3 protein-coding genes are annotated in these 1,770 nt (G+C 39.6%); 2 read left to right on the forward strand and 1 reads right to left on the reverse strand.

The window, feature by feature from the left end:
• Window positions 1–499 (reverse strand): phage integrase N-terminal SAM-like domain-containing protein (locus A3712_RS21315; RefSeq protein WP_157618834.1); only part of this gene is annotated, 499 nt, incomplete at its 3' end.
• A 341-nt stretch (window positions 500–840) separates the two neighbouring features.
• Here A3712_RS21315 and A3712_RS21320 point away from each other — a divergent pair.
• Both A3712_RS21320 and A3712_RS21325 read left to right on the forward strand, forming a co-directional pair.
• Window positions 841–1,299 (forward strand): GNAT family N-acetyltransferase, encoded by a 459-nt coding sequence (locus tag A3712_RS21320; protein ID WP_063524990.1) that lies wholly within the window; start codon window positions 841–843, stop codon window positions 1,297–1,299.
• 146 nt (window positions 1,300–1,445) lie between these two features.
• The coding region (locus A3712_RS21325; RefSeq protein ID WP_063524989.1) for a DUF2314 domain-containing protein at window positions 1,446–1,770 on the forward strand (325 nt) is incomplete at its 3' end.

Consider the following 1,770-nt stretch of genomic DNA (forward strand, 5'->3'; position numbering starts at 1 on the left):
AAGTTACGCGATCTTTTTTTCCTTTCCCATCTCGCACGGTTAAAGATAGGTTTTGTAAATCAAGATCTTGAACTCTAATTCTCAAACACTCATTAACTCTAAGTCCAGAACCATACAACAGAGAAAAAATGATGTGATTAACACCAGAAAGGTGTGACAGTATCAGTTGGACTTCATTTGGCGTAAGTACGCTCGGAACCTTGCGCTGCTTTTTAGCATAAGTAAAACCTAGATCACCAAGCGGTCTTTGTAAAAACTGGTTGTAAAGGAACGCAATCGCATTAAGCGCGACTTTTTGAGTGTTGATAGCGACGTGTTGTTCATTAGCAAGATAAGACAGATAGGCTGTTACCTCAGTCGTTCCCATATCTTGAGGATGCTTAAGCTTATTAAAGCGAATGAAGTATTTTATCCAGTATATATAGGCCTTTTCTGTTTTGAGACTATAGCCTCGCATTCGCATGTGTCTACGGATTTCTTCAATGAATTTGCTTGCCATTTCCCACCTCCCAAAACTGTTTTTTTATACAGTTTATTGGTGTTAGAAGGAGTTTGAGTATGAAAAACGGCTTGTTTTATCAGGAGTAGTGGCTCATTTTGTCGGCAGAGCAATTAGTAAGTCGTTGTTAATAGGTAAGTTGAAGCAAGAACTCCCCAAGATAACATGCCACGTAAAAAGTGATAACAGGCCGGCTCGTTTTTATGTGAAGGTAAAAATAATTAAATTTATGTATATTCTTTATTTTTTAATGGTTTATGTTAGATTGATTGTAAGTTAGGTTGGAGGGAAAACGAGCCGGCCTGTTATTAAAAATGTTATGTGCTTTGGTGGAAATGAATATGGAAATCACAATCAGGCGTATCGAAACAGAAAGCATTGAGGACAAAGGTATATTCGAGGCTTTGTTTAGAGAGTACCTATCTGAATTCTCAGTTGAGCTAGATCTCTCAGTAATTGCTCAGCTATTTTCATTGCCTTATTTCCACGGATTTATCAGTTTTGTCGACGATAAGCCCGCCGGTTTTGCGGCTTGCTTTGAATCGTTCTCAACTTACCGTGCGCAAAGAGTGATGAATATCCATGACTTTATGGTGTCGGACAACTTTCGTAGTAAAGGTGTTGGCAATGCGCAGATGAATGGTATCGAACAGTATTGTCGTGATAATGATTACCTCAAAATCACATTAGAGGTCGGTGATGATAATGTTGCAGCTAAAAAGCTCTACAGTTCAATGGGCTACGAAGATTACAGAGTCGCTTTGAAAGGGCAGCAACATTGGCAAAAGCACCTCAATTAGCACGCACATAACAAACTGTTCAAGAGGGATTCGCAACGCGTGGCATTTTCACTATGCGTTGGTTTTAGTGTTTAGGGTGGCATGCGGCGGCATCGGTATTGCGTTGCTCACCCCTTAACAGGGCGTTAGGTGTTTCGAGGTTTTTGATGATTCTGCCAACCTATGAAAGAGAGCATTATCAATTGGATAATGGAGAAGAATTAAATAAGGAATATCCAGACACATTCTGGATCCCTGAAAAAGAAGACAGGGAATCTCTTAAAGTAGGCGATTTGGTAAAGCTAATTTTCAGCATGGAAGAGAACATAGGTTCTGACGAAGTTTCGGTTGAACGTATGTGGGTAGAAATTACAGACGTTTACCCTAATTACTATAAGGGCAAATTAGATAATGATCCTGCTGGCAGTGATTGTGTGCAGTGCGGACAACTTGTCACTTTTCAAGCTTGTCATGTAATAGATATTTACGAAG

It is taken from the genome of Vibrio sp. HI00D65 (genome assembly GCF_001635455.1).
Taxonomy (GTDB): Bacteria; Pseudomonadota; Gammaproteobacteria; order Enterobacterales; family Vibrionaceae; genus Vibrio.